The sequence below is a fragment of the Actinomadura chokoriensis genome (genome assembly GCF_041463665.1).
GTDB classification, from domain to species: domain Bacteria; phylum Actinomycetota; class Actinomycetes; order Streptosporangiales; family Streptosporangiaceae; genus Spirillospora; species Spirillospora chokoriensis_A.
In genome coordinates this window covers 1761-3573 of record NZ_JAXCEJ010000056.1, presented here as the reverse complement: position 1 = coordinate 3573, position 1813 = coordinate 1761, and the positions used below count along the sequence as shown (strand labels likewise).

Below are 1813 nucleotides of genomic sequence, written 5' to 3'. Positions count from 1 at the left end.
GGGTTGGACACGCTGTTGGGTCCTGAGGGGACGGGCGCGAGCCTGGTGGCCTCGGACTGCGGGACCAGTCGCCGCGCCGCCTGTTTTGGGTGGTGCGGTGCTGGTGGGCCCGGTTGTTTTTTGAGAACTGCACAGTGGACGCGAGCATCTCTGGCGAATGATGGGATCGCGGGGGTCGTGAGACTTTCGTGGTTTTGTTGTTTGTCTGCGATTTGTTTTGATCGTTTTGTGTGTTCAAGTTTTTAAGGGCATACGGTGGATGCCTTGGCATCAGGAGCCGATGAAGGACGTGGGAGCCTGCGATATGCCTCGGGGAGTCGGCAACCAGACTTTGATCCGGGGATTTCCGAATGGGGAAACCTGGCACCCGTCATGGGGTGTCGCCGCCTGCTGAATGTATAGGCAGGTTGGTGGGAACGCGGGGAAGTGAAACATCTCAGTACCCGCAGGAAGAGAAAACAATTGTGATTCCGTGAGTAGTGGTGAGCGAAAGCGGAGGAGCCTAAACCGTGCGCGTGTGATACTTGGTAGGGGTTGCGTGTGCGGGGTTGTGGGACCATCCTGCTGGATCTACCAGTCCGGCGAAGAGTTATAAAGCATCGTGATAGTCGAATGGCATGGGAAGGCCGACCGTAGACGGTGAGAGTCCGGTAGACGAAATTGCGGTGTCTCTTGGGTGTGTTCCCGAGTAGCACGGGGCCCGTGAAATCCTGTGTGAATCTGCCACGACCACGTGGTAAGGCTGAATACTTCCTGGTGACCGATAGCGGATCAGTACCGTGAGGGAATGGTGAAAAGTGCCCCGGTGAGGGGTCGTGAAATAGTACCTGAAACCGTGTGCCTACAAGCCGTCAGAGCGTCCTCAGCCCTTCGGGGTTGTTCGTGATGGCGTGCCTTTTGAAGAATGAGCCTGCGAGTTATGGTGTGTGGCGAGGTTAACCGGTGGCGGGTAGCCGTAGCGAAAGCGAGTCTGAATAGGGCGTTTTTAGTCGCATGCTGTAGACCCGAAGCGGGGTGATCTAGCCATGGGCAGGGTGAAGCGCCGGTAAGACGGTGTGGAGGCCCGAACCCACCAGGGTTGAAAACCTGGGGGATGACCTGTGGTTAGGGGTGAAAGGCCAATCAAACTCCGTGATAGCTGGTTCTCCCCGAAATGCATTTAGGTGCAGCGTCGCGTGTTTCTTGCCGGAGGTAGAGCTACTGGATGGCTGATGGGCCCTACAAGGTTACTGACGTCAGCCAAACTCCGAATGCCGGTAAGTGAGAGCGTGGCAGTGAGACTGCGGGGGATAAGCTTCGTAGTCGAGAGGGAAACAGCCCAGATCATCGGCTAAGGCCCCTAAGCGTGTGCTAAGTGGGAAAGGATGTGGAGTTGCTGTGACAACCAGGAGGTTGGCTTAGAAGCAGCCACCCTTGAAAGAGTGCGTAATAGCTCACTGGTCAAGTGATTCCGCGCCGACAATGTAGCGGGGCTCAAGCACACCGCCGAAGCCGTGGCATTGCATCCTTGTGGTGTGATGGGTAGGGGAGCGTCCTGCAGCCGGTGAAGCCGCCGAGTGATCGAGTGGTGGAGGCTGTGGGAGTGAGAATGCAGGCATGAGTAGCGAGTCACGCGTGAGAAACGTGTGCGCCGGATGACCAAGGGTTCCTGGGGCAGGCTAATCCGCCCAGGGTAAGTCGGGACCTAAGGCGAGGCCGACAGGCGTAGTCGATGGACAACGGGTTGATATTCCCGTACCCGCTGGTATGCGCCAACGCTGAACTCTCTGATGCTAAGACCCTGAATACCGGGTTGGGCCTTCGGGCCTGGTTC

At 57.5% G+C, this 1813-nt stretch carries 1 rRNA gene (running past one end of the window); it reads left to right on the top strand.

Features of this window, described 5'->3' with window-relative positions:
* Window positions 1–232: 232 nt before the first annotated feature.
* Window positions 233–1813 (top strand): 23S ribosomal RNA (locus SM418_RS37685) (it continues 1627 nt past the right edge of the window).